The organism is Sorangium sp. So ce185, assembly GCF_051526825.1.
GTDB lineage: Bacteria > Myxococcota_A > Polyangia > Polyangiales > Polyangiaceae > Sorangium > Sorangium cellulosum_D.
Genome location: NZ_CP150316.1, coordinates 4,701,770 through 4,725,904 on the forward strand (window position 1 = coordinate 4,701,770; position 24,135 = coordinate 4,725,904).

The following is a 24,135-nucleotide window of genomic DNA, read 5'->3' on the forward strand; positions in this document are numbered from 1 at the left end:
CGGGCGAGCGGGCGCGGAGCGACCGCGCGGTCGCCGAGCGCCGCGCGATTTTGACGCCGCCCGCACGGTGTCTATCCTGGTCGCGGTGTCCCGGATCCTCCCGCGCTTCGACTATCGCATCGAGTTCGCCGCATCGACCGATGTCGGCCTCGTCCGCCCGAGCAACGAGGACCGGATCCTCTGTTGCCCCGAGCTCGCCCTCTTCGGCATCGCCGACGGCATGGGCGGCCACGCCGCCGGCGAGGTCGCCGCCCAGATCGCGATCGACACGGTGCGCGACGAGGTGCTCCGCCCGCCCGCGGCCGCCATCCTCGACGCCTACGTGGCCGACCCGAACATCGAGGCGCGCCGCGAGGTGTTCGCGCTGCTCCGCCGCGTGGGCGAGGCGGCGCACGCGGCCATCCTGGAGGCGCGCCGCACCGAGCCGAGCTACCAGGGGATGGGCACGACGCTCGACTTCGTGGTGCTCGCGCACAGCCGGGCCTTCTTCGCCCACGCGGGCGACAGCCGCGCGTACCTCGTCCGCCCGACGACGACCGTCCAGCTCACGCAGGACCACGCCCTCTACGACACGCTCCGCGCGGCCGGCACCCCGACCCCGGCCAGGAAGCCGCAGCGCAACCCGCTCGTGAACGCGATCGGGCTCGCCGGCACCGTCTCGGTCGACACCCTGTTCGTCGATCTCTCGCGCGGCGATCGCATCCTGCTCTGCACCGACGGGGTGCACAACGCGATCGAGAGCGAGGCGTCGCTCTCCCGCTTCTGCGCGAAGGGCGGCCCCCAGGACGTCGCCGAGGGCCTCCTCAAGCACGCGCGCGAGCGCGGCGGGCTCGACAACGCGAGCGTGATCGTCATCGACATCATGGATCGCTTCGTGAAGCGCGCGGACGACGCCGGTCCGTCCTCGCGCGACCTCTCGGTGCTGTCCGCGTGCCCGCTCCTCGCCGGCATGAGCCCGGCCGCGGTGCTCGGGGCGCTCGCGGCGGGCGTCGAGGTGGAGCTCGGCGCGGGCGATCGCATCCCGCGCGACGTCGCGAGCGATCTGGTCGCCTACCTGGTGCTCGACGGGGCCGTGGACCTGCCCGACGGGCGGCGGATCATCTCCTCCGGCCTGCTCTTCCCGGAGTCGCTCGTCGGCGCGCGGCGCAAGGGCGACCTGCCGGTCGCCGCGGCGCGGACGCGGCTCATCCGGATCCGCAAGGACGATTTCGCCGAGGTGTGCGAGCACGACGCCGAGCTCGCCGCGGCCCTGTACCAGCGGCTCGCGCGGTACCTCGCCCTGGGGACCGGCTGAGCGGCGCCTCCGCGATGCAGCTCTCCCTGCTCCACCTGGACGATCGCGTCGCGGCCTTCGCCAAGCCGTCCGGGCTGCTCGTGCACCGCGGCTGGGGCAGCGCGCCGGTCGTGTTCGTCGATCTCGCCGAGCGGGCGCTGGGCCGGAAGGTGTTCCCGGTCCACCGCCTCGACCGGGCGACGAGCGGCGTGCTGCTCGTCGCGCTGGACGCGGCCGCGGCGGCGCTGCTCGGCGCGCAGTTCGAGCAGGGCCTCGCGCGGAAGCGCTACCTGGCGCTCGTCCGCGGCGTGCCGCCGGAGCGCGGGTGCATCGATCACCCGATCCCGCGGCGCGAGGGGGGCCCGCGCGTCCCGGCCGTCACCGAGTTCGAGCGGCTCCACGCGCTCGAGCGCTACGCCGTGGTCGAGGCGCGCCCGCGCACGGGGCGGCTGCACCAGGTGCGGCGGCACCTCAAGCACATCAGCCACCCGATCATCGGCGACGTGAACTACGGCAAGGGCGAGCACAACCGCCTCTTCCGCGAGCGCTACGCGCTGCACCGCCTCGCGCTGCACGCGGCCGAGCTCGCCGTCGCCCACCCCGAGACGGGCGCGGAGCTGCGCATCGTCGCGCCGCTGCCCGACGACCTGCGAGGGCCGTTCGACCAGCTCGGCGTGCCGGCGTGGATCGGCGCGGCGCCTGGGGCGTGAGCGCGCCGGCGATCCTCCTTCGCGGGGCCTGAAGCGCGCTAGGCGGCTTCCGGATCGCGGCGCTTCGGGGCGGCGCCGTGCCCCGCCCGGACCCCGTCGAGCGAGAGGGCCGGGCCTCGCTGGGCGAAGCCGCCGTCGAAGGGGTTCTCGGCGAGGAACATGGGCGTGTCGAGATCGACGAACGAGAACCCGCCGAGGCCGGCGGCGAAGCAGGCGGACGCCGTCATCGCGAGCACCGACTCGACCATCCCCCCGATCATCAGGCCGAGCCCCGCCGCGCGGGCGACCGCCGCGATGTCGAGCGCCTCGGCGATGCCGCCCTTCATCAGCTTGATGTTGACCACGGTCGCCGCGCGCTCCGCCGCGACGCGGAGGACGTCCGCCGCGGAGGCGGCGCTCTCGTCGGCGGCCACGTCGACCCCGGCGCGCCGAGTGACCTCCTTCATGCCGTCCCAGTCGTCGCGCGGCACCGGCTGCTCCAGGAGCGCGACGGTCGCGCCGAGCCGGCGCGCGTGCGCGACGAGCGCGAGCGCCTCGGCCGCCGTGAGCCCGCCGTTGCCGTCGAGGATCAGCGACGCCTCCGGCGCCGCCGCGACGATCGCCTCGAGGCGCGCCGGGTCCGACGCGGCGAGGCGGCCGCCGACCTTCACCTTGAGCGCGCGGAAGCCCATGGCCGAGGCGCGCCGCGCGGCCTCCTCCGCGCGCTCCGGCGAGCCCGTGGTGATGGTGATGTCGGTCGTGAGCGCCGTCCCCGCGCCGCCAAAGAAGGCCCAGAGCGGCATGTCCGCGCGCTTCGTGAGCGCGTCGAGGATCGCCGTCTCGATCGCGCAGCGCGCCGCGCCGGCGCCGCCGTCCGCCGCGGCGCGGAGCGCGACCGCGATCGCGCGCCACGCGCGCGCGTCCGCGCCCACGACGGCGGCGCGCAGCGAGAGGGCGGCGGCGCGCGACGCCTCCTGCGTCTCGCCGTTGAAGGCGGGGAGCGGCGCGGCCTCGCCGAAGCCGAGCGTCCCGTCGGCCAGCTCCACGGTGACGAGGAGGTTCGCCGCGCGCTCCTGCGCGCCGCCGGCGATGCCGAACGGCTCGTGCAGCGGGATGTCGAGCGCCTCGACCGAGACGCGCTGGATCAGGGTAGGGGACATGAGGATAGCCGCCGCCTCGCGAGGCTCACGGGGAGGAGCGGGCGCCGTCGCTCGGCGCGGGCGCCTCGGCCGGGGGAGGCGCCGCGTTCGGCGCTGCCGCCGGCGCCGCCGCGTTCGGATCGGCCGGCGGCGCTGCTGCCGGCGGAGGGGCCGCTTCGCCGAGCAGCGCCTCGATCTCGCGGGCGATCTTCTCCTCTTCGCCGTCCTCGTAGCCCGCGTGGACGTGACGCACGACGCCGCGCCGGTCGACGATGAAGGCGGTCGGCATCCGCCGCGGGCTATAGCTCTTCACCGCGCTCTGGTCCTTGTCCCAGAGGATCTTGAACTTGACGCCTGCCTCGTCCGCGAACGCGACGAGCTGCTCCTTCGAGACGTCCTCGGGGGCGTCGAGGGCGACGGCGAGCACGGCGAGCCCGCCGCCGAAGCGCTCGACGAGCTCCTGGTACTTGGGAAAGGACTTCCGGCAGGGATGGCAGTAGGTCGCCCAGAAGTCGACGATCACCACCTTGCCGCCCGCCTCCTTGAGCGTGGCGGGCCCTTCGCCGCTCACGACCTCGGCCGCGAGCTCGGGGGCCGCCGAGCCGACGAGGCCGCCGCCCGCCTCGGGCGCCGGGGGGGCGGGGGGCGCGGCGCCGCCGCAGCCGGCCGGCAGCGACAGGGCGAAGGAGGCGCAGAGGACAGCGGCGACGCGGGCGAACGATGGGGTCCGGCTCATGGGGCGATCTCCCTCTCCGATCATCATGGCTCGCGATCGACGACGGAGGCGAGCATCTCCCCCTCGGCGCAGAGCGTCCCGTCGACGCTCGCCTCGCCGCGCAGCTTCCACACGTTCGAGCGGTGGTGCAGCACCTCGACGTAGAGATCGAGCCGATCGCCGGGCGTCACCGTGTGGCGGAACTTCGCCTTGTCGATGCCGAGGAAGAACATGAGGTTCGACGTCGCGTCGAACGGGTCCGACGCGTAGGCGAGGATGCCGCCGAGCTGCGTGAGCGACTCCAGGATCAGCACCCCGGGCATGATCGGCCGCTGGGGGAAGTGCCCCTGGAACCAGGGCTCGTTGTACGCGACGCACTTGTAGCCGCGGATGCTCTTGTTGGCGGTGACCTCCGTCACCCGATCGACCATCACGAGCGGATAGCGGTGCGGCAGGATCGACAGGATCTGATGGATCTCGAGCGAGACGGGCTCTTGGGTTCGGTCGGGCAAGGCCGGCTCCTTTCGGCGGCGTGACGCGCGCGGGCAGCGCGCTACTTGGCGTCGTCCTTCTTCTCCGCCTTGTCGCCGCCCGCGTCGTCCTCGCCGCCGCCGGTGTTGTAGAGCTGAACCACCTGCTCCGTCAGGTCGAGATCCGCGCGCACGTAGGGGGCCGCCTGCTTGTCCAGGATGATCTCGTAGCCCGACTTCTTCGCGACCCGGGCGACGATGACCATCATCTTCTTGATGATGGGCCCGGTGAGCTCGCCCTGCTTCTTCTGCAGCTCCTTGTTGTAGTCGACGAACACGGTCTGGAGCTCGACCATCTGGCGCTGCCAGTCCTCCATCCGCTTTTGCAGCGACTCGCGCGAGAGCACGCGCGACTGCTTCTCGATGTCCTCGCGCGCTTTCTGCAGCTCGGTCTGCTTGGCGTCGAGCTCCTGCTGGCGCCGGTCGAAGAGCTTCTTCAGGGTGGCCTGCGCGCGGATGCCGTCCTCGGTCTGCATGACGGCGTGCTGCACGTCGACCACGGCGATCCGGGTCTCGGCGGCGGCGACGCTCGGCGCGGCGAGGGCGAGCGACACGACGGCGGCGCGGGCGATCCGGACGAGGAGCGGCGCGGGACGATGCACGGGGGAGCGGGCGACCATTCGAGGCGATTACCCGCCGCGTGACGGACGGTCAAGGTGTGCGGGGCAGGGCCGCGGAAGGTGAGGGTGCGTCGATGGCGGCTCCTCGTCCGCCGCTCCGCCGCGGCGGAGCGGCGGCGGGGGCCTCGGTTAGCGGCGGTGGATCAGAGGCACTCGCCGGAGATGCAGTCCTTGCCGTCGGGGCAGGGCTCGTCGAGCGTGCACTCGGGCGCGACCTCCTCCCGCGTCTTGCAGAAGCCGTCTTCGCAGCGGACGAAGCGGCTATCGATGAGCCTGCAGGCTTGCTCGCTCTCGCACGGGTAGTGGCAGTAGCCGTCCTCCATGCACTCCTGGCCCTGGGCCGCGCAGGACGTGGCGGCGCAGCCGGGCTGCGGCGACGGGTCGGCCATGCAGGCGCCGGTCACCGCATTGCAGACCTCGCCGGGGGCGCAGTCGTCGTGGGTGGCGCAGCCCGCGGCGCAGGCGCCGTCGACGCAGAGCGCGCCGCCCTCGCACGGCGCCGCGTCGCTGCACTCGGGGTTCTCGGCGTCGGGGACGCAGACCCCGCGGTCGCAGCGCGTGCCGGGCGCCTCGCAGGGCACGCTGTCAGAGCAGCCGTCGGCGCACTCGCCGTTGACGCACAGACGGCCCGCGCCGCACTCGTAGCTGAACTCGCACGCCGCGATGCAGAGCCCGTCGACGCACCGCGTGCCGTCCGCGCACGCGTCGTCGCCGTCGCAGGGACATGTGGTGAGGTCCGCGTCGCAGGCGGCCTCTCCGCCGCCCTCGCCGCCCTGACCGGCGCCGCCCTGGGCGACGCCGCCCTGGCCGGCGCCGCCCTGACCGCCGACGTCGGGCTCCGCCGGGCGACAGCCGTAGCCGTCGCAGATGAGGCAGTTCTCGCCGTCGCGGTCGCAGTGGACCGCGGCGTCGCCGCAGCCGCCACAGCCCGTCGCGGTCGCGGCGAGCATCAGGAACAGCGCGCCTCGACCCAGGATCTTCGCAAGGGGGGAATGAAGAAGCATCGAAGTCCTCCAGCGGCGGCCGGCACCGGCGCGGCCCTCCCGCACGACTACCATGCCGCGCGCTAACACGCAGCGTGCCACGGGGCGGCCGGAGAGGCGTCCCACGGGGCGGCCGGAGAGGATCGCGGGGAAGCCGGATCGGCCTCTCGCCTTGTGAACCTGCGTTCACCAGCGCTCGTCGCGCGAGGTTCACTGGCCCGCGGGCGCAGCGCGAGGCGGCGCGGCCGTCGCTCCGGGGGCGCACGGATCCGCCGGACGCAGCAGGGGTTCCGGTCAGGGCGCAGGCGCGGGCGCGCTCGCCGCGAGCGGCCCGGCCGGCCGCCCCGCGCGGCTCACGAGCGGTAGCCGGCGTTCACGTCGACGTAGCCGTGTCCGAGGTCGCTCGTCAGGTAGGAGAAGTCGCCCGGGCCGCTGCCGAGCACGAGCTCGATGACGTAGGTGTCGCGCGCGAGCACCTCGTTCGCCTTGCGCTCGGCTTCCGCCCCGATCGGCGCGCCGTTCTGCACGATCGGGATGCCGCCGACGAGGATCTGGGCCTCGGCCGGATCGAAGGGCACGCCGGCGCGCCCGGCGGCGGCGAGCAGCCGCCCCCAGTTCGCGTCCTTGCCGAACAGCGCGGTCTTCACGAGCATCGACGTGGCCACCGTGCGCGCCACGGCGCGCGCCGCGTCGCGCGTCGAGAGCCCGCGGACGCGGATCTCGGCGACGTGCGTGCTGCCCTCGCCGTCGGCCACCATCGAGCGCGCCAGCTCGCCGCAGACCTCGGTGAGGGCCGCCGTGAGCTCGTCGCGCGACGCGCGGCGCTGGGACGCGCCGGAGGACAGGAGGAGCACCGTGTCGTTGGTGCTGGTGTCCCCGTCGACGGTGCACGCGTTGAACGTCACGTCGCACGAGGCCGCGAGCGCCTCGTTCGCCTCGCCGGGGTCGAGCGCGGCGTCGGTGAACAGGAAGACGAGCATCGTCGCGTGGGGGGGGCCGACGTCGGGGTGGATCATCCCGGCGCCCTTGCCGATGCCGAGCAGCGTGGCGCCCCCGGCCAGCTTGCGTTGAGAGAGCTTCGGCCAGCGGTCGGTCGTGCAGATCGCCTGGGCGAAGTCGAGGTAGCCCTTCGGCGAGAGGCGCGCCGTCAGCTCGGGGACGCGCTCGACGATCCGGTGCGCCGGCAGGACGGCGCCGATGACGCCGGTCGACGCGGGGAGGACCTCGTCCTCCGGGGCGCCGATGGCCTCGGCGACGGCGCGCGTCGTGTCGAGGGCGGCCTTCCAGCCGGCCTCGCCCGTGCAGGCGTTGGCGCATCCGCTGTTGGCGACGACGGCGCGCGCGCGGCCCGATTGGACACGCTGCATGGCGATGTCCACGGGCGCCGCGCGCACGAGGTTCCGGGTGAACATGCCGGCCACCACCGCCGGCTGATCGGCCACCGCGAGCGCGACGTCGATACGTCCGTCTTTCCGGATCCCCGCGCTGATGGCGCCGAAGCGAAACCCTGCAACTGGCTCGAAGCTCATGAGGGCGCGGAGTCTACGCACGAACGCGCGCCGGGAGAAAGCGGCAACGGGGGCCCGGAGGCCACGTCGAGCGCTGTCGCGCGGATCGCTCTCGGAGCCCGGCGCTGCGCTCCGGCGGTGGAGCCCGTCCTCGGGCGCGGCGCCGCCGCCAGGGAGCTCGGATGCGGCGCGTTTCTCAGGGCCGCTCCGCTCTTCCCTCTCTTCGCGTCGCCGCGGGTGAGACGTCCGGAGGCGGCCGGGCTGAGCGCGACCTTTGCAATGCTCCGGGGCGATGGCCGCCGTCCGGATCGTCGATATCAAAGGCCTGTATCTCCCGGGCTCTCCGGACAGCTCCGCGCCGCCGGGGGCGACGCGAGCGGCTGGATACAGCCCCGGATACACGAGCCTGGACAACCAGGGACGCGTCTACATCAATCGAGATCTCGACGGGCGATGGGCGAGGAATACGCAGCTCATCGAGATCACCGCCGAGGTGACGAGCCCCGACGGCGAGCTCCCGGAGGGCGCGCGCATCCGCTGGAGCGCGCGCGATCCCGACGACCCGTTCAACGAGCGGCCGGAGGTGCACCCGGACTGGGCTCCCACCTTCGACGAGAACGACTACGACGCCGCGGGGGCCTACGTGGGGCCGGCCGAAGACGACAACGAGGGGACGACGGACCGGAGCCCAAGCTGGGAAGAGGTGGACGGCTATCCGATGTCCGACGCCACGGAGACCAGCGCGAGCACGGCCATCGTGGGGATGAGGAGCACGATCCGGCGCCACGTGACCGATATCGCCGGCGACAACCTGATCGTCCGCGCCGAGCTCGAGGGCCTCGCGGAGGCCGCCGCCGACGAGACCGGGATCATGACGATGTGGCGCCGGATCGACGTCGAGTACATCCGCATGGAGAGCGCGTCCCCGCTGCCGCTGGACCAGGTGCCGAGCCATTTCGCCCCGGTCTTCACCCAGCTCGATTTCTCCGAAGAGCGGGTGATCCAGGACCGGCAGCACGTCGCGCCCGACGCGAGCACGCTCGGCGAGCTTGCGCCGCGCTTCGTGAGCGAGGCCTTCTCGCACGCCGGGGAGCCGGGCTGGTTCTGCCTGATCGCCGCGCTCGAGCCGCACCCGGTGCCCGAGGTCCAGGGCGCGCCGCTGTTCACCGGGGTGGTCACGATCCGGGACGGCGGAGAGGGAGAGAGGCGACGGGAGTACGTGGAGATCCCGGGCCATCACCCCGAGGCGGGCCATGTCACGTTCCGCTGGAACGGCGAGCAGATCGGGTTCTCGGTGGCGATCGCGACCGTCCTGTCCGACCCGCCGCGGACGCAGCTCTGGCTCGAGCCGCACGACATCCAGAGCCAGTTCACCGCGGGCGACGGGTCCCTCGCGCACGCCTACAGGGACCGCCTCTTCTTCTTCCCTCGCGCTCGCCGCAGCGGCGCTTCGTGGGAGCCCCCGGGCTACGGCATCCCGGCGCGCGTCGAGGCCGTCGTGCGGGGGGCGGGCGTCGCCTACGCCGCCGGCATGAGCCCCACGATCGACGTCGGAACGGCGAGGTACTTCGCCGGCAGGACCATCCTCTTCACCCACCACCGGGCGTGGTGGGACGCCGCGCGCGAGCAGCCCCGGCCCGGCTACGAGCAAGGCACGCTCCACACCATCGTCCACGAGCTCACGCACGCCTTCGGGATGCCGCACAAGTGCGGCTACTTCGACTACCGGACGCCGCGCCGGACGACGTGCTGCATGAACTACCGCACCCACTGGATGATCGACGCCGACCAGCAGCTCATCCCTGGGACCGCCGGGCTGGTCGGCGCCGACCTGTGCGGGCGCCACGCGAAGGAGACCCGGCGCGTGCGCCTGGAGCTCAACAAGGGACTTCGATGGAGATGAGGGGCTGTCATGTCCGATGAACACGCGCGGAGCGACCGGGATCCGGCCGGTCCGCCGGGGCTTTCGCTGCGCTCGCTCGATCACGATCGCCGCTACGTGCTCGGCTTTCCCCTGCACGTGGCCATCACGCTGTGCGCCGACCGACCCGAGACCTGCATCCGGCGCCTGCCGCGCCCGAGCTGGGCGGGCAACGCCGGCGCGATCGGCGTCCGCCTCGCGCGGGCGGGCACCGGCGAGGAGGTCGTGAAGACCGAGCCGTCGCCGGTCGCGCTCCCCGAGCACGGCACGCCGGTGTTTCGCCTGTGCCCGGGCGCGTGCAGGCGCATGCTCATCGACGTCTCGTCGTACCTGCCCGCGGGGCTCGAGCCCGGGAATTACACGCTCGCGATCGTCTACGCGGGGCCGCCGGATCGGGTGGAGAGCGCGCCGGCGCCGATCGAGCTCGCGGCGCCGAGCGCCGAGGAGCAGCGCGAGCTCCTGCGCCTCGCGCCCGAGCTCGCCCGCGCGGGCTCGTGGGGCCGCTGGACGAGCCTCCCCCCGGAGGGCGGCGCGCCGGCCGCGGGCCGCGTGGCGCCGGGCGATCCGCTCCGCTTCAACCGCATCTTGCGAACCCTGATGTACGGGCCGGAGTCGCTCTGCGACGTGGATCCGGCCGTGCTCGACGCGCTCGACGGCGTCTATGCGCCGGAGGCCCACGCGCTGCGCGCCGAGCTCCACGCCGCGCGGGGCGACGCGGCGCGGCTCGCGGAGCAGGCGCAGCTCATCCGGACCACCTACCCGGGGCTCGCCTGGTGGATCGAGCGGATCGAGGCGGGGGAGAGCGAGATCGGCTTCGTCCGGGCATGCCGGGTGACGCCGCGCGGCGGGTGAGCGCCGGCGCCGCGCCACGCCCGTGCCGGCGCGCGCCGCGAGGCGGGCGCGCCGCGTCCACACGCGGATCACCGAACTGCAACACGACCTTCACCGCCCGCGAGGTACTCCTCTCGGGAAGCAATGGTGACGACGAGGCGACCCATGGCCGGTAGCAGCAGCCGGAGCGCGCGGGCGTGAGCGCGCTCCCCCCCGACATCGTCACGGCGCTCCCGGGCGCCGAGGCCACCGCCGTCGCCTGGCGCACGCAGGGCCAGCGGTACATGACGATCATCGTCAAGGCGAGCTTCGCGTTCACGCCCGGCGCGGCCATGTGGCGGACGGAGCCGCAGGAGATCCTCCGCGCCGAGGTCCATCACGGCAAGAACCCCGCGCGGAGCGTGCGGTTCACCGGCGACCTCGCGCCCTACCTGGGCCGCGCCGACGTCCTCTTCACGGGCGACGCGCACGCCCCCCTCGGCGCGCAGGTCCTGTCCTTGCCGGTGCGGCTCGCGATCTTCGGCGCGAGCGGCTGCGCGCTCGACAAGCGCCTCCTGGTCCGCGACAAGAAGCCGTTCCAGCGGGTGCCGCTCGTCTACGAGAAGGCGGTCCGCGGCGCGAACGGGTGCGACAACCCGTTCGGCGTCGACCCGAGCGAGGGCGACGCGATCGTCGTCGATCCGCAGGACCCGGCGCGGCCCGCGGGGTTCGGCCCGATCGCGCGCGCCTGGCCCGCGCGCAAGCGGCTGCTCGGCAAGATCCGGCGCGAGGCGCTCGAGGGCCCGAACGCGGAGATCCCCGCGGGCTTCGACTGGTCGTACTTCCAGGCGGCGCCCCCCGACCAGCGGATCGATTTCCTGCGCGGCGACGAGTGGATCGTGCTCGAGAACCTGCACCCGGCCGCGCCGCGGCTGGAGATGCGCCTGCCGAGGGCGCGCGGGGCGGCACGGATCGAGGGGCTCGCCGCGTCCACGGCGTCCGGGGGCGAGTTCCTGGAGCTCTGCGCCGATACGCTCCGCATCGACGGCGCCGAGCAGCGCTGCACGGTCGTGTGGCGCCAGATCGTGCCCGTCCCCGGCGAGGACGATCTCGCGGCCCTGCGGATCGCCGCCGGCGTCGCGATCGACGGCGAGGAGCTCGCGTGGCCCGAGCGGCGCCCCGGGCGAGCCGGGCGCGCCGAGGCAGCGCATCCGGCCGAGCCCCGGATCGGTCCGGAGGGGACCGTGCTGATCGAGGAGCCGCCCGACGTCTCCGCGCAGGCCCTCCCGTGGGGCGCGGACCCGGGGCGCACGATCCACCTCTCGGACGACGAGATCGAGATCATCGATCTGCTCCAGGGACCGCAGCAGACGATCGCGCTCTCCGAGGAGCTGAGCGCGGCGGCGGTGCGCGCGCCGGCGCTGCCGTTCGAGCCCGCGCCTGCCGCGCCAGCGCCGTCGGGGCCAGGCTGGCCGGGGCTCGCATCACCGCAGGGCGACGTCGCCGCCTCGAGCCGGACGATCGCCCTGTCGGACGCGGACGAGGCGCGCGCCAGCGAGCGGCCGGCCACCCCGTTCTTCCTCCAGCCGACGCCGCCGCCGCGCCTCGCGATCGACGCGCCGATCCCCGGGGCCCCGTGGTCCAGCGAGCGCCCTTCGCCGGCGCCCGATCCGTCTTCGGGGCTCATGACCCTCGCGCTGGACGACGAGGTCGCGCCCCCGCGCGTCGAGGTCGCGCCCCTGCGCGTCGAGGTCGCGCCCCCGCGCGTCGAGGCCGTCCTCCCGGCCTCGCCGGCCGTGGGGGGCCTCGGCCGCGAGCCCGAGCCGCCGGCCGCCTCCCGCTTCTTTCACGTCCTCCGGTGCCCGGGCGACCCGCCGCCCTCCGAGCCGCTCCCGCCGCTCGGCGAGGACGACGAGGTGAGCCTCGAGCGGTGCGCGATCGTCGCTGCGGAGCTCGAGGAACGGCCGATCCCCCGCGCCGACGTGCTCAAGGCGCACGGCCTCTCCGAGGCGCGCTGGCAGGAGGCCGACGGGCGCTGGCGCGAGGCGATGGCGGACGAGGTCAGGCGCCGCGAGCGAGCGCTCCGCGACCGGTTCGACAAGGCCTATGTCAGCGCGTGGGAAGCCGTCCGCGGCGCCCTGAGCGCGACCGACTACGCCCGGCTGGTCGTCGCGACCGAGCGCAACGGGGTCTCCGCTGCGCTCGGCGAGCGCGCGATCCGGCGCACCGTGTGGGCGCGCATGCGGCGGGTCTGGGCCAGGCGGCTCGCCGACGATCCGCGCCTCCGATCCCGGGTCGAGGCCGAGATCGCGAGCCTTCGCGAAGCGCCGCGGCCGCGCGCGCAGGGCGGCGCGCTGTCGGCCCACGCGCTCTGATCGCGTCGGATCGCGCGCCGTCGTCCTCGCGCCGTCCGGTCCGAGGGCGATCGCGCCCCGGCCCCCACGCCGCGCCCGGCACATGCGCGGCGCGCCGTGCCCCTTGACCGCGGCGCGCGGGGTTCCGAACATCGCGGATGGTGCAAGCGATGGTTCGTCCATGATCGACGCGTTGACGCTGGGCAGGGAGCTCGCGGGCCGGTACAGCGTGGATGGACTGCTCGGCGTGGGCTCGATGGGCGCCGTCTTCCGCGCGCGCCACCTCGCGCTGGCGCGGGACGTCGCGATCAAGGTGCTCACGGGGCACGCGGAGCCGAACGCGGGCGAGCGGATGCTGCGCGAGGCGCGCATCTCGGCCCTCATCAAGTCGCCGCACGTGGTGAGCTGCTACGACTTCGGCTTCCTCTCGAGCCGGTCGCCGTTCATGGTGATGGAGTACGTGGGCGGCCCGTCGCTGGCCGCGCGCCTCCAGGGCGGGCCGCTGCCGCTCGACGACCTGCGGCGCTACATGCTCCACGCGGCGCGGGGGATGGCCGCCGCGACGGAGCTCGGCGTGATGCACCGCGACCTGAAGCCGTCGAACATGCTGATCGCGCCGTCCGGAGAGCTGAAGGTCGCCGATTTCGGCCTCGCGCGCCTGACCGCCACGACCGGGCCCACGGCCCTGCGCGAGCAGCCCCTCACGGCGATGGGGACCGTGCTCGGGACGCCGTTCTACATGGCGCCCGAGCAGGCGTGGAGCCCGCAGGAGAGCGACACGCGCGCGGACATCTACAGCTACGGCGCGTCGTTTTACCACGCCGCCACGGGGCAGCGGCCGTTCGAGGAGCAGGAGCTCCTGCCGCTCTTGCTCGCGCACCGGCAGGACATCCCGGCGCGGCCGCGGGCGCTCCGGCCCGAGCTCGACGAGGACGTGCAGGCCGTCCTGGAGCGCTGCCTGGCCAAGGACCCGAAGGACCGCTTCCAGTCGTTCGAGGAGATCGAGGCCGCGCTCCTGGGCGCGCAGAGCGCGCGCTGGGGCGATCCGCACGACATGACGCTCCGCGCGTACCTGGAGCAGTACCAGCGCTTCCGCCCCGTCCTCCTGGCGGGCGGCCCGGTCGGGCCGGTGACCTCGTTCCAGTTCCACGGGGACAGGACGCTGTCGATCGTGCGCGCGAACATCGCGTCCGTGTCGGCCGACGCGCTCGTGAGCTCGGACGACGGGCAGCTCACGATGTCCGCCGGCGTGGCGATGGCGCTGAACCACGCGAGCGGCGGCGTGTGCCACCTGGAGACGCGCAAGTACGTGCCGGTGCGCCACGGCGGGGTGGTGGTCAGCTCCGCCGGCAGGCTGAGCGCGCGGTTCGTCTTCCACGCGATCACGCTCGACTGGGATCACGTGGCGACCTACCGGCCGACCCGCGATCTCATCCTGCGGCTCCTCGAAGGGTGCTTTTACCACGCCGACACGATGAAGCTCCGGAGCATGGCGCTGCCCCTGCTCGGGTCCGGGCGGGCGGGCTTCTCACCCGCCGAGTGCCTGGACACGATGGTCGAGTTCCTCGTGAAGGCGATGCTCCTCGGCGGGACCGGGCTCTCGCACGTGACCATCGTGCTCCGGGACGGGCACGCGTTCTGAGGCGCCTCTCGGCCCGGCGGGGCCGCGCGCGGCCGCGCTCGGGGCCGCGCCGACGCCGAAGGCCAGGAGCGCCATGGGGTGCCATTGCCAGTTGTTCTCGGGCGATGTCATCGGTGACCTCGGAGCTCTGTTGCGGCGCGCGCGGCCCCGTGGCCCGGGGCGCTCCGGCGACGCAACGGCGGGTGGATGGATGCCGTTCGCCTGCGAGCCTGTGCACAGGGCCTGCCATGCCGGGCAGCGGGCGCGCCGGCCGATCCGGCCGCGCCGATCTGCGCTGCGAACCAGGGGAGCGGGCGCCCGCGCGATGACGGAACGCCGCAGGGGCGACGGGCGGGTGAGCCGATCAGGCATCACGCACCGGAGCGGGCTCCGGGCCGCGCGCGACCGACGTTGGGCTCGGCGAGCGAGCCGTCGTCGTCTCGGTCGCTCAGCGGGCGCCGGCGCCGTTCTGCGGGGCCGCGACGGACAGGCGCAGCGGCCCGATCCCGGGCGCGCCGGCCGTGGCGCCGGCGATGTCGATGACGAGCTCGTCGCCGGACACGAGCGGCCCCACGCCCTGGGGCGTCCCGGTCGCGATCACGTCGCCGGGCTCCAGCGTCATCACCCGGCTGATGTACGCGACCATCGCGGGCACGCTCCAGAGCATCTGCGCGGTCATCCCGTCCTGCCGCACCTGGCCGTTCACGATGGCCCGCACGCGGAGCGCCGCGGGGTCGACCGCCGTCTCGATCCACGGCCCGACCGGGCAGAACGTGTCGAACCCCTTGCCGCGCGTGAACTGGACGTCCTTCCTCTGCAGGTCCCTCGCGGTGATGTCCCCCAGGCAGGTGTAACCGAACACGTGATCCGCCGCCTCCTCCGGCCGCACGGCCTTGCAGCGGCGGCCGATGATCACGCCGAGCTCCGCCTCGTGCTCGACCCGCTGGCTCTCCGGCGGGAGCACGATCGACTGGCCCGGGCCGATCAGCGCCGAGGGCGGCTTGAGGAAGAGCAGCGGCTCGACCGGGACCTCGTTGCCCAGCTCCTGCGCGTGCGCGGCGTAATTGCGCCCCACGCACACGATCTTCGTGGGGGCCACGGGGCAGGCGAGGTCGACGTCGGCCCACGCCACGGCCTCGCCGGTGGTCTTGCCGCCGAGCCAGGGCGGTGCGTCGAGGACGAGCGCGGCCGCGCCCTCGAGGCGGGCGAAGAAGGCCGGGCGATCTTGATCCGGAGGCGAGAGACGGGCGAAGCGCATCGCGCGAGCAAAGCGCGATCCCCGCGTCGCGGCAAGCCCGCGCCCGGCGCGGCGCGCGGTCGCGCCCGCGCCGTCACGTCCGCGTCGTCACGGAGGCGGCGGCGCCCGCCGCCGCGCGACGAGGCGGGCCTCGTGGCGCCCTTCCTCGAGCCACCCTTCGTCGTAACGGACCACCTCGAGCGCGTCGCCGAGGAGGCCGGGGAGCTCGCCGTCCTCGAGCAGCCAGCGCGCGCTCGGGTGCGCGTGCCGCAGCAGGTTCGACCGCGTCGGATGCACGACGACGAGGTGGCCGCCCGGGGCGAGCTCCGCCGCGCAGGCCCCGAGCCTGCGCTCGAGGAAGTAGAAGATCAGGATCAGGTCCCAGGGCCCGCCGGGCAGCGGATCGCGCTCCACGTCGAGCGCCACCGTGCGCAGCGCGAGCCCCTCGCGCGCCGCGGCGCTCCGCGCGACGCCGAGCCCGACCTCGGAGATGTCGGCCAGCGTCACGTCGAGCCCGCGCCGCGCGAGCCACAGCGCGTGCCGCCCCGCGCCGCCGGCCAGATCGAGCGCGCGCCCGCGGCGGGGCAGGAGCGGATCGAGCGCCGTGAGCACCGCCGAGGGCTCGCCCGGATCGCCGCCGCCCTCGCGGTAGCGGGCGTCCCACCTGATCCGATCGTCGTCCGACACGCTGGCCTCCTGTCCGGTGGAGCGCGCCGCGCGCAGGAGCAGGCCCCCCGCAGGGCGGCGCGCGCACGAGGGCCCCTCGCGCTCGGGCTCGAGTCGAGCCCGAGCGCGCCTCGCGCGGCGCGGAGCCTACCACCGCCCTGTTCGGCGGCGCGAGGGCAGGGCGGGGCGACGGCGGCTGGACGCGCGCGATGACCTGGCCTACCACGCCGGCCGCGCCGCCATGCCCGAGTGCCTGACCCTGGCCCCCACCCCGGATCCACGCCGCTTCCGCGCGCCCGACGGCGCGCTGCTCTCGCCGCCCGAGGGCTGGGCGTGCCTGCCGCCGGGCGACGCCGGGCTCACCCGCCGGGTGAAGCTCGCGGGCCCCTCCTGGATGGTGGTCGAGAAGCGCGGGAGAAAGACGTTCTCCCGGGGCCTCTGGGCGCCGGCCGCCAACATCGACGCCGCGCGCGCCGCGCTCGAGGCCGAGCGCAGCACGCCCTCCTACGCGAAGAAGCGCGAGGCGGACGCCCGGCGGCGGGAGCGCGACCAGGAGGCGTACGTGCGCGAGTTCGAGGCCGAGGTCGCGGCGTTCCTCCGGTTCTCGCCGCGCTACGCGGCGCTCGCGCGGGCGCTCGCGACCCGGGTGACGCAGCACGCGACGCCCGTGGGCAGCGGCACGGTCGCCCGCACGGAGCGGATCCCGGTCGCGCGGCGCGCCGAGTCGGCCGTGATCGCGTGGATGCGGCACCAGACGACGGCGTACGACACGATGGCCATCCCGCGCGTGAAGGGGATGCGCCGCGAGGTGCGGCGCGATCTCGCGCAGATCTCGCGCGCCATCCTCGACCTACACCGCGGCGACGCGCCGCACGCGGCCGCGTCGTGCCCGCTCTGCGGCGCGCTGGCCGGCGCCGGCGCGACGGCGCCCGGCCCGGCCGAGCGGGCCTAGCCCCCTCGGGCGTCGAGCAAGCCCTCGTCGACGAGCCGGGCGCGCAGCCCCGCGGCGCCGTCGAACACGTGCGCGCGCATCCCGGCCGCGGCCGCCGCGTCGCAGTTCTCCGCGCGATCGTCGACGAACAGGCAGTCGCCCGCGTCGACGCCGATGCGGCTCACGAGGCGATCGAAGAACTCGCGCGCCGGCTTGCGCACGCGCAGGTGATGGCTCGAATAGACACCCTCGAACAGGGCGTCGAGCGCGAAGGCCTCGCGCAGCTCCTCGACCCACACGGGGTAGTTGCTCGCCACGAACCGGAGCGCGCGGCCCTGGAGCGCCTCGACGATCTCCCGCACGCCGGGCAAGAAGCGATATTCCGCGCGGCGCACGCGGTTGAAGGCGTCGATATCGAACGAGACGCCCTCCGCGCCCTCACGGAAGAACCGGCGGACGAACTCGGCCTCATCGATCTCGCCGCACTCGAACGCGGGCCAGCACGTGGGGTCGCGGTGCCGGGCGACGTCGCCGGGCGCGGCCGCCCGGATCGCCGCGGCGAGCGCCTCGCGGTACGGGTCGTAGAGGACGGTGTCCATCAAATCGAAACAAACCGCGCGGACGATGCGGACCATACGGGCCATACGGTGCGAAGCCTAGCACCGGCGAGCGCCCGTGTGAGCGCGCAGGTCACATCGGCTTACAGGTTTTGCCGCCACACGGGTGAGTTGCGGTGAGGGCGCCTCAGATGGGCAAGACGGGCACCGATTGACACCGTATTTTAGAAACCATGTCTCGCAATGGGCAGATTTCTGGCTTATACTATTCATGGGTGGCGAGGTCTCATGAGCGCGGTCCGGCGGCGCGTCGGCTCGTGAGGCACTCATGTGGTGGGTTGCTTCTCTCTACCGGCGCGCGGCGCCGGCACTTGCTTATAAAGGAGTCAGGCCATGAGATTGCCTGCGATGGGCATTGCCTTGTTCGTGGTGGCTGCGGTCGGTGCGGCGTGCGGCGGCTCGGGCGGCGACGATCTCTCTCCGGGCGGCTCGGGCGCCGCGAACGGCTCGGGCGGCGATGACGGCGGCTTCGGCTCAGTGGGCTCAGGGATGAGCGCGGGAAGCGGCTCGACCCCGAGCGGCCCGAGCGGCGTCGGCTCGACCGGCGCCGGCGACGCGTGCGCCACGCACAGGGCGAGCGCGGAGCTCCAGCCCGTGTACCTGGCTGTCGCGTTCGACGTCTCGGGCAGCATGGGAGCGAACGATCGGCCCTCGCACAGCAAGGAGCTCAAGTGGGATCCGGTCGTCGCGGCGACCAAGCAGTTCTTCGCGGATCCTGCGTCCGCGGGGCTCACCGCCTCGCTCACCTTCTTCCCCGGCGCGGAGCGGCGGCGGATGTGCTCGGCCAGGACCTACAGCGCGCCGGACGTCGAGATGACGGCGCTGCCCTCCGAGGCGTTCGCCGAGGCGATCGATGACGTCACGCCGGGGCCCAACGACGACTGGCGCACGGGCACGCCGACGGCGTTCGTAGTCGAGGGGACGATGTCGTTCGTCCAGCAGCAGCGCCGGGAGAACCCCGGTAAGTACGCGCTCGTGCTCGTGACCGACGGCTACCCGCAGCTGTGCGAGGGGTCCGACTCGATCGAGGCGGTCGTCGAGCACGTCGAGGAGGGGCGCCAGGACAACATCCCGACCTACGTGATCGGGGTGGCGAACCCGCCGGACGACAATCCGGGGAACGTGGACAACCTGGCCGAGATCGCCGCGGCCGGCGGCACGGGGAAGGCGTTCATCATCGAGACCGGCAACCCCGACGCGACGGCGACCAGCTTCAGGGCGGCCATCGACCAGATCCGCGGCGCCGCGGTGTCGTGCACGATCGCGATCCCGCCGGCCCCCGAGGGGAGGACGTTCGACAAGCAGCGGGTGCGCGTGACGTACGCGAGCGGACAGGGCGAGCCGAAGGCCCTCGCGTACGATCAGGAGTGCGCGAGCGGCGACGCCTGGCGCTACGACAACCCCGCGAACCCGGCGCAGATCGAGCTCTGCGAGGGCGCGTGCAACGCGGTGCAGTCCGATCCCGAGGCGGCCCTGGGCGTCGACTTCACCTGCGAGGACGTGATCGAGATCCCGCTGTGAGCGGCGGCGGGGGCGCCGCCTGGACGGGGCGCGCCCCCGCGCCCCTCAGGGCGCGCAGGCGGCAGGTGGGCTGAAGAGCGCCGGAGCGAGAGCCCGGTAGTCGTCGTGGTGCACGCCGCCGCGGAGATCGCCGCCGAGCTTGTAATAATAGCATCGTGAAGGGGCGATCCCCGCGGCCGTGTACGTCGTGACGTCGCTCGGCATGTTGCCGAAGCCGAAGGACGGCACGATGCCCGTCCGCGCCTTGAGCCACCCGAGCTCGATCGTTTTGTAGTGGGCGGCCGCGCGGCCAAACGCGCCGGTGACGCCGATGGTGGTGTGGAGGATGCCCGGCGGGAATCCCTGCCTCCTCAGCCACGCTCGCGTGCTCCCCACGAGCCACTCGGGGCGCGCGGTCACGTAGAAGAGATGAATCCCGCTGTCGGCCAGGGCGCGCATCGCCTCGGCCGCGCCGGGGTGGGCGGCCGGCGGGGCGCCGCCGAAGAGCTCGCCGACGACGGCCACCTCGCTCGATGTGAGCGTCCCGTCGACGTCGGTGACGGCCACGCGCGCGCCGGGCGGGAGGACCTCGATGAACAGGTCCGCGCTCGTGCCGTCGCCGGCCACGGCGAAGTGGACGCGGTGCCGGCCGACGTCGAGGCGCCGCCCCGCCGTGAGATCGAGATAGACGCGCCCGCCGGTGTCCGGGATGCCCTCCGCGGTCGGGTGCGGGCGTTCGTCGCCGCTCGTCCGGAAGGCGCCGAGCCGCTCCCAGGCGCCGCTGCAGCCGCGGAGGAGATAGGCCTCGACGTCCTCGTCCTCGAGATCGTCGTCCTGCGGCCCGTACGCGAACTTCGCGATGGCCCACTGGGGGCCTTCGGGGCGCGCGAAGAGGTCGCGGCCGCGGTGGCGCGGCCACCCGCTCGCGACGAGGCGCGAGCGCGTGTGCCTGAACCCGCGCGGCAAGGCGGCCGGCGGCGGCGCATCGCAGGCCGGGCGGGGCGGGCAGGCGCCGTCCCTGGCCGGCGGCGCGGGCGCAGCGGCCGGGCGCGCGGCGCCCGCGCAGGCGACGGACGACAGGACGGCGAGGAGCAGCGGGGCGAGCGGGCCGGGGCGCAAGGCGCGACCACCTATACCGCGGCGGCGCCGCGGCGCGATGGGCTCGCGCGCCGCGGCGGGCGCGGCGTCGAGGGTCTTCGTCTCAGGTCCAGTAGCCGGTCGGCTGGCCGAGGAGCGCGGCGCCGGTCTGGCCGAGCCACCCCTCCGCGGCGGCGGCGTGCTGAGAGAAGGTGTGGATGTCCCGGAACCGCCGCTGCACGGGCGAGGCGTTCCGGGCGACGCCGCCCCCGCCGGCCTGGTAGCAGGCGTCCACGGCCCGGGCCGCCACCTCCGTCACCCAGGCCAGCGCGCCCGAGATCCGCGGCGCCATCGCCACGGCGGCGCCGGGGTTGTTCACGCACGCGGCCCAGAACTCGTCCCCCAGGTCGCGCAAGAGCGCGCGGGCGGCGCGCACGCTCGTCTCGGCGCGGCCGAGGTGCACCTGGAACACCGGCGAGTCGGCGAGCTGGGCGCGCGCGTACAGCCGCTTCTTGCCCGAGCTCGCGATCGCGACGAGGTCGTCGAGCGCGCCCTGGGCGATGCCCACCGCCACGGCCCCCATGTGGAGCACGCAGTGCAGGACCGGCGCGACGAAGCCGGGCCCCGGCACCGAGGACTGGCCCTGGAAGATATCGAAGCTGTGCTCCGCGGGACAGAACGCCCCTTCCACCATGATGTCGTGGCTGCCCGTGCCGCGCAGGCCCAACACGGACCAGGTGTCGATGATGCGCACCTCGCTCGCGGGGAACAGCATGCCCCGCATCTCTGGCATCTCACGCCCGTCGCCCGCAGGGCGCATCCGGGGGCGGCCGCCGTCCAGGATCACGCAGTTCCCGAACAGCCAGCTGGAGTGCTCGCAGCCGCTCGCGAAGCTCCAGCGCCCGGTGACGCGATAGCCGCCCTCGGCCGCGTGGGCCTCGCCCTGCGCGTTGAAGGCGCCGCCGATGATCACGTCCGGCCCAGCGGCGTAGATGGCGTCGAAGCGCTCGCGCGACAGGAGCACGAACAGGTGCGGGCTCTCCGAGCCGATCATCACCGACCAGCCGGTGGCCCCGTCCGCCCGGGCGAGCGTCTCTAGGACGTCCATCCCCGTGCGCAGGTCCACGTCGTGGCCGCCATGGCTCCTCGGCACGAACATCCGGAAGCAGCCCGCTGCCTTGAGCTGCTCGAGCAGGTCCGCCGGGAGGCGCCGCGCCTCCTCGATCTCCGCGCTCCGGGCGGTGATCGCGGGGGCCAGGTCACGCACGGCATGCAGCACCTTCGCAGCGTCTTCGTTCTTCATCGCTCGCTCCTTGACGTCGAGGGTCGCCGGAGCCGGTGAAGGCTCCGGCAAAACGGCTCATCGTACCTCGGTTCTCTCCCGCGAGGCGCGGACTTTCGGTCCCACCCGCAGGCGGAGCGCGCGTTAATTCGGGCGGGATCGCGCGGGCACCGCGGGCAGGGAGGCCCACACCCGTGCCCGTGGGATCGACCTCACCCCCCCCGGGAGCTCGGGGGACGCGGGTCAGCGCGGATCGGTCACGCGGCCCATGAACAGCACGGCGCCGGTCGCCACGTCGCGGATCAGGAACGCGAACGGGTGATCCGCGCGGAACACCTGAGGCGGCGCCGGGGCCGCCCGCGTGGACACGACGACGCCCGTCGCCGCGGCGGCCTCGGTCCCTTCCTCGTTGACCTCCACGAACGCCTTGTGCCGGACCTGCGAGAGGAAGAGCGGCTCCGCCCTCGTGATCCCGGAGAAATCGGCCTTCGCCGCGTCGAACGCGAGCGGCATGCCGAGGGCCGCCAGCGCCTTCGAGAGCTCGAACTCCGCGGCCATCTTGAAGCGCGGCAGCGCCACGTCGACCCGCGCCGGCTGGAGCGCCTCCACGTACGCCTTGAGCTGCCCGGCCGAGAGGCGCTGCTCCACCTTGGGCAGCCCGTCCGCCTGGGCGGGCAGGATGACGACCATGGCCAGCGGGCGCTCGGGGTCCTGCGCCTCGTAGGCGAGCTCCAGCACCGACGCGTCGTCGACCTGCCCGAAGCGCGCCTTGAGCGTCTTGCGCATCGTCGGCACCGCCGGCGCCGTGCCGGGCTTCACCGTGAACGGCTCGTTCTTCGTCGCCTGCTTGTCGAACGGCGTCGCCCATCTCCCCTTGAAGTAGATGGCGTTCGTGAGGACGAGCCGCGTGAGGGGCGTGATGCTGCCCGCCGGCATCAGGTCTTTGATCTTCGCGTTCGTCTGCTCGTCGACCCATCGGTTGATGCGGCCTCGCGCCTGCTCGCTCCCGCCCTTGAAGTCGACGAGCTCGATCCCCGCCCCGTAGTGCTGCTGGGTGGTGCTCTGGAACGCGGGCTCGACGGGCAGCCCGGCCTGGCCCCACAGCCGGCTCGCGATCCGGAGCTCGGGCGCCTTGGGGCCCGCCTGCGTGAGCTGCTTGGCGAGCCCGCCGAACGCGGGGTGCAGCGCCTCGGGCGGGAGGGTGAACTCGAGCGCCTTCGCCATCTGGGCCGCCGTCTCGCCCCGGGCGCCGGCGTAGGTCATGGCCAGCGCGGTCGAGACGCTCGCCGGCGAGAAGAAGAGCTTGCCTGTCGTGCCGGCGAGCGCGCCGTAGAGCCGCTGCGCGAACGCGGCGTTCGCGTCGGCGAAGCCCGCGCCGGGCGGCTGTTCGGCCGGCGGCTGCGCGGCCGGGGCGGGCTGGCCCGAGCCCGGCGCCTCGGCCGCCGGCTTCGGGCCGGGGCAGACGTGCTCCCAGCGGCATGCCCCGCCCTCGGCGCGCGCGCACAGCGGGGCGGCGGTGGAGCCGTCGTCGCAGATGCGGGCGATCTTCGCGAGCGGGCCGCAGTCGGCCGGCTGGCACGCAGGTGCGTCCGGGGTCGAAGCGGGCGGCGGGGCGTGGCTCTGGGCCTGGCACCCGAGTCCGAGGAGGCTGCACAGCGCGGCGGCGAACAGGAACCGTTGGGCCATGCCGCTTCGGTACCAGCGCCCAAGGCCGCTGGGAAGCCCGACCCCGAGGCGACGGCGCCCGCGCCGCTCAGAAGTTGTGGATGAACGTGAACCGGCCAGCGATCTTGTCGTTGAGCTGGCTCTCCTTCTGCGTCTCGTAGCCGAGGTAGAGGAGCAGCTTGTTCCCCGTGCCGTAGTTCAGCCCGATCACGCCGCCGATCTGCAGGCTGGAGAGGCCGGTGTTGTCGATGTCCTCCTCGTTCACGCCGGCCGTGGTCGGGTCGTCCGTGGCGCGCACGACCTCGTTGAGGTCGACCGAGAGCTCGAGGTGCGGGCCGATGCCGAAGTCCTCGGTCGGATAGAAGAGGAGGAAGTCCCGCGAGTAGAGGTAGTTCTGGACGGTGTCGTCGAACATGCTGGAGAACGACCCGAGGATCCACGACTCGAAATAAACAGGCTTCGCGTCGATGTAGGTGAACAGCTGCGGGGCGACCAGCGCCGCCGGCTGCTGCGTCACGAAGTTGAACGCGAACCCCACCATCGGATTGAGGGTGACCGGACCGAACGTGAAGGCGGGGCCGATGTCGAACTCGGCGGTTCCCAGCGTGGTGAGATAGATGTCGCTCGAGAGGCTGATCGGGCCGAGCTGGTGCGAGGCGCCGGCCCAGACCTGGAGACCGAGGTTGTCCGCGTCGAAGCGGAACCAGCTCGGGATCTGGCTCGGCGCCGGCGGCGGCTCTCCGACCGGCTCGGTGGTGCCCGGCGCCGGCGTGGCGGGCGCCGCCTGGCCGCCCGTCGCCGCGTCGCCCGCCGTCGCGGTCGGCTCTACCGGGGGCGCTGGCGCAGGGGGATCCGCGGGCGCCGCCGCGGCGCCCGGATCAGCCGGGGGCGGCGCGGGATCCTGAGCCCAGGCGGCCGGCGACGCGAGCAAGCCCACGACGCACGCGAGCGCCGAGCAACATTTTCCCATAACGTTCTCAATCATTGGAACTGCCTC

At 73.9% G+C, this 24,135-nt stretch carries 21 protein-coding genes; 8 read left to right on the forward strand and 13 right to left on the reverse strand.

Features of this window, described 5'->3' with window-relative positions; all coding sequences use genetic code 11:
* Nucleotides 1–67 precede the first annotated feature (67 nt).
* Both WMF26_RS17345 and WMF26_RS17350 read left to right on the forward strand, forming a co-directional pair.
* On the forward strand, nucleotides 68–1,294 hold the full coding sequence (locus WMF26_RS17345) for a protein phosphatase 2C domain-containing protein (RefSeq protein WP_061622198.1): 1,227 nt from the start codon (nucleotides 68–70) through the stop codon (nucleotides 1,292–1,294).
* Between the two features lie 14 nt (nucleotides 1,295–1,308).
* Nucleotides 1,309–1,983, forward strand: a complete 675-nt coding sequence (locus WMF26_RS17350) for a pseudouridine synthase (RefSeq protein WP_438001230.1) — start codon at nucleotides 1,309–1,311, stop codon at nucleotides 1,981–1,983.
* Between the two features lie 38 nt (nucleotides 1,984–2,021).
* Here the strand turns inward: WMF26_RS17350 and WMF26_RS17355 are convergent, their stop codons facing one another.
* From WMF26_RS17355 to argJ, 6 genes are all read right to left on the reverse strand, one after another.
* On the reverse strand, nucleotides 2,022–3,122 hold the full coding sequence (locus tag WMF26_RS17355) for an enolase C-terminal domain-like protein (RefSeq protein WP_438001231.1): 1,101 nt from the start codon (nucleotides 3,120–3,122) through the stop codon (nucleotides 2,022–2,024).
* Between the two features lie 25 nt (nucleotides 3,123–3,147).
* Nucleotides 3,148–3,837 carry a TlpA family protein disulfide reductase gene (locus tag WMF26_RS17360; RefSeq protein ID WP_438001232.1) on the reverse strand — a complete coding sequence of 230 codons (690 nt, stop codon included), beginning with the start codon at nucleotides 3,835–3,837 and terminating at the stop codon, nucleotides 3,148–3,150.
* A 23-nt stretch (nucleotides 3,838–3,860) separates the two neighbouring features.
* Nucleotides 3,861–4,328, reverse strand: coding sequence for a 3-hydroxyacyl-ACP dehydratase FabZ (fabZ, locus tag WMF26_RS17365; RefSeq protein WP_020735442.1), 468 nt, complete (start codon nucleotides 4,326–4,328; stop codon nucleotides 3,861–3,863).
* 41 nt (nucleotides 4,329–4,369) lie between these two features.
* Nucleotides 4,370–4,948 (reverse strand): OmpH family outer membrane protein, encoded by a 579-nt coding sequence (locus WMF26_RS17370; RefSeq protein WP_236644638.1) that lies wholly within the window; start codon nucleotides 4,946–4,948, stop codon nucleotides 4,370–4,372.
* Between the two features lie 161 nt (nucleotides 4,949–5,109).
* Nucleotides 5,110–5,970, reverse strand: a complete 861-nt coding sequence (locus WMF26_RS17375; protein WP_437947259.1) for a hypothetical protein — start codon at nucleotides 5,968–5,970, stop codon at nucleotides 5,110–5,112.
* A 332-nt stretch (nucleotides 5,971–6,302) separates the two neighbouring features.
* Nucleotides 6,303–7,478, reverse strand: a complete 1,176-nt coding sequence (argJ, locus tag WMF26_RS17380; protein ID WP_438001233.1) for a bifunctional glutamate N-acetyltransferase/amino-acid acetyltransferase ArgJ — start codon at nucleotides 7,476–7,478, stop codon at nucleotides 6,303–6,305.
* A gap of 271 nt (nucleotides 7,479–7,749) precedes the next feature.
* Here argJ and WMF26_RS17385 point away from each other — a divergent pair, with 271 nt between their 5' ends.
* The 4 genes from WMF26_RS17385 to WMF26_RS17400 all read left to right on the forward strand — a co-directional run bounded on the left by WMF26_RS17385 (nucleotide 7,750) and on the right by WMF26_RS17400 (nucleotide 14,184).
* On the forward strand, nucleotides 7,750–9,360 hold the full coding sequence (locus WMF26_RS17385; protein WP_438001234.1) for a hypothetical protein: 1,611 nt from the start codon (nucleotides 7,750–7,752) through the stop codon (nucleotides 9,358–9,360).
* Nucleotides 9,361–9,369: 9 nt separating this feature from the next.
* Nucleotides 9,370–10,230 carry a hypothetical protein gene (locus WMF26_RS17390; protein WP_438001235.1) on the forward strand — a complete coding sequence of 287 codons (861 nt, stop codon included), beginning with the start codon at nucleotides 9,370–9,372 and terminating at the stop codon, nucleotides 10,228–10,230.
* A gap of 176 nt (nucleotides 10,231–10,406) precedes the next feature.
* On the forward strand, nucleotides 10,407–12,563 hold the full coding sequence (locus WMF26_RS17395) for a DUF2169 domain-containing protein (RefSeq protein WP_438001236.1): 2,157 nt from the start codon (nucleotides 10,407–10,409) through the stop codon (nucleotides 12,561–12,563).
* 160 nt (nucleotides 12,564–12,723) lie between these two features.
* Nucleotides 12,724–14,184 carry a serine/threonine-protein kinase gene (locus tag WMF26_RS17400; RefSeq protein WP_438001237.1) on the forward strand — a complete coding sequence of 487 codons (1,461 nt, stop codon included), beginning with the start codon at nucleotides 12,724–12,726 and terminating at the stop codon, nucleotides 14,182–14,184.
* A gap of 427 nt (nucleotides 14,185–14,611) precedes the next feature.
* Here the strand turns inward: WMF26_RS17400 and WMF26_RS17405 are convergent, their stop codons facing one another.
* Both WMF26_RS17405 and WMF26_RS17410 read right to left on the reverse strand, forming a co-directional pair.
* Entirely contained in the window at nucleotides 14,612–15,421 is an 810-nt protein-coding gene (locus tag WMF26_RS17405) for a fumarylacetoacetate hydrolase family protein (protein ID WP_438001238.1), read from the reverse strand.
* 87 nt (nucleotides 15,422–15,508) lie between these two features.
* Complete coding sequence (locus WMF26_RS17410; protein ID WP_438001239.1) at nucleotides 15,509–16,087, reverse strand: class I SAM-dependent methyltransferase; 579 nt, start codon at nucleotides 16,085–16,087, stop codon at nucleotides 15,509–15,511.
* A gap of 220 nt (nucleotides 16,088–16,307) precedes the next feature.
* On the opposite strand from WMF26_RS17410, the gene WMF26_RS17415 reads away from it, so the two are divergent.
* Complete coding sequence (locus WMF26_RS17415; RefSeq protein ID WP_438001240.1) at nucleotides 16,308–17,018, forward strand: DUF2293 domain-containing protein; 711 nt, start codon at nucleotides 16,308–16,310, stop codon at nucleotides 17,016–17,018.
* Here the strand turns inward: WMF26_RS17415 and WMF26_RS17420 are convergent.
* Nucleotides 17,015–17,641: an HAD family hydrolase gene (locus WMF26_RS17420; RefSeq protein WP_438001241.1), complete on the reverse strand. Its 627-nt coding sequence runs from the start codon at nucleotides 17,639–17,641 to the stop codon at nucleotides 17,015–17,017. The two genes, WMF26_RS17415 and WMF26_RS17420, sit on opposite strands and share 4 nt — an antisense overlap.
* A 306-nt stretch (nucleotides 17,642–17,947) precedes the next feature.
* Between WMF26_RS17420 and WMF26_RS17425 the strand changes: the two genes are divergently transcribed.
* A complete protein-coding gene (locus WMF26_RS17425; protein WP_438001242.1) occupies nucleotides 17,948–19,135 on the forward strand; it encodes a VWA domain-containing protein in 1,188 nt (395 codons plus the stop codon).
* Nucleotides 19,136–19,180: 45 nt separating this feature from the next.
* Here the strand turns inward: WMF26_RS17425 and WMF26_RS17430 are convergent, their stop codons facing one another.
* From WMF26_RS17430 to WMF26_RS17445, 4 genes are all read right to left on the reverse strand, one after another.
* Nucleotides 19,181–20,233: an LNS2 domain-containing protein gene (locus WMF26_RS17430; RefSeq protein ID WP_438001243.1), complete on the reverse strand. Its 1,053-nt coding sequence runs from the start codon at nucleotides 20,231–20,233 to the stop codon at nucleotides 19,181–19,183.
* 82 nt (nucleotides 20,234–20,315) lie between these two features.
* Nucleotides 20,316–21,494 carry an acyl-CoA dehydrogenase family protein gene (locus WMF26_RS17435; protein ID WP_438001244.1) on the reverse strand — a complete coding sequence of 393 codons (1,179 nt, stop codon included), beginning with the start codon at nucleotides 21,492–21,494 and terminating at the stop codon, nucleotides 20,316–20,318.
* 222 nt (nucleotides 21,495–21,716) lie between these two features.
* Entirely contained in the window at nucleotides 21,717–23,159 is a 1,443-nt protein-coding gene (locus WMF26_RS17440; protein ID WP_438001245.1) for a serpin family protein, read from the reverse strand.
* Nucleotides 23,160–23,226: 67 nt separating this feature from the next.
* Complete coding sequence (locus tag WMF26_RS17445; protein ID WP_438001246.1) at nucleotides 23,227–24,123, reverse strand: hypothetical protein; 897 nt, start codon at nucleotides 24,121–24,123, stop codon at nucleotides 23,227–23,229.
* Nucleotides 24,124–24,135: the final 12 nt, after the last annotated feature.